The sequence below is a fragment of the Candidatus Woesearchaeota archaeon genome, from assembly GCA_003694805.1.
GTDB lineage: Archaea > Nanobdellota > Nanobdellia > Woesearchaeales > J110 > J110.
Genome location: RFJU01000157.1, coordinates 1 through 1,240 on the forward strand (window position 1 = coordinate 1; position 1,240 = coordinate 1,240).

1 protein-coding gene is annotated in these 1,240 nt (G+C 55.9%); it reads left to right on the top strand.

What is annotated here, in order from left to right; genetic code table 11:
• The first annotated feature begins 186 nt into the window (after positions 1 to 186).
• The gene (locus D6783_05690) at positions 187 to 711 is read left to right on the top strand and encodes a hypothetical protein (protein RME52148.1); all 525 of its coding nucleotides are present in this window, start codon (positions 187 to 189) and stop codon (positions 709 to 711) included.
• Positions 712 to 1,240: the final 529 nt, after the last annotated feature.

Sequence of the window (1,240 nt, forward strand, 5' to 3'; positions counted from 1 at the left end):
ATTGACAAAACTGTTATTTTTTGCTATATTTGCACGTCGTATAGGATTGAAATCCTCGCGACATTCCTGGGATTTGATAGCCATTCCCGCCGTATATTGTCTTTTTCAGCGTGCTTCTGAAAAGAACAATGGACGGCGGGAAATGAGTTTCGCTGTTTCCACTCACAAACAAGAGAGGAGAAGCAAATGCTTCGATTCCAAGGGGCTCCCGTCGTGCGGGAGAAGAGCAAGAAGCGGGACAGGGGGCCCAAGAAGGGCTCCGAGGTTCTCATCACCACCACCCACGGGGTGGTGCGCGAGGTGAACGGCATCCTCCGGTTCCCGGACGGACTCGAGTTCACCTACGTGCGGGAGGAGGCGGATGTGCCGGCCCACTGGCACGCCCGCTACAAGGGCATGGACCTCCACCTGCGGGACGTCGAGGGATGGGCCGAGGTGGGTCTCGATCCCTCCGAGGGCACGGTCTTCCTCGAGAAGGTCACCGGCCGCGTCGAAATCAAGGGCCGGACGGTCTCCTGGTCCGACGAGGACCAGGTCAGGGAGTACCTCTACCTCAACATCTTCCCGTTCGAGAACGGGCAGAGCGTCGAGGAGGAGGTCATCCTCTGGACCAACCCGCGTCGCAAGGGTCAGGACCCCAGCGACACCCACACCCGCATCGGGCCGGTGTCCAAGGGGGCCAACGTCTACCTGCGCCACCACGCGCGGTAGACGGCCAACAACACGCAACGCGCCGGCATGCAATGATAAGGGTTACTCCCGAGTCAGCGCATGCCGGCGTTTCTCTTTTTGGAACTATTCTGTCTTTCGATGGGTCGACAGGCTCAGGGAATAACGCGGTGCCCCTTCGACAGGCTCAGGGAATAACGCGGTGCCCCTTCGACAGGCTCAGGGAATAACGCGGTGCCCCTTCGATGGTTCGACAGGCTCACCACAGGCTCGGAAAACTCGCTCAGGAGATAACGCGGTATGCCTTCAATGCTTCGGCAACTTCACCACAAACTCGGGAACCTTGCTCGGAGATAGGTGAAAAGGTTATTGCCTGAGCTTGTCGAAGACCCAGGTCTTAGTAAAAACTGTTGAAGACGTGGAAAAAATGTTAAGATGTGGCTGTTATGTTGGACGAAACGCAACAATTCAACAATGCCTGGCTTGGTTACGACCTCCCCTATGACAAAATTGAAAATCAAACCGATGTTGTTCTGGAGCGTAAAAAAGGAATCAAGAAACGCATAAGGTC

What these genes read in the sequence shown, in the direction of transcription:
- D6783_05690 (RME52148.1), top strand. Translation starts at nt 187, where the DNA reads ATGCTTCGATTCCAAGGGGCTCCCGTCGTGCGGGAGAAGAGCAAGAAG.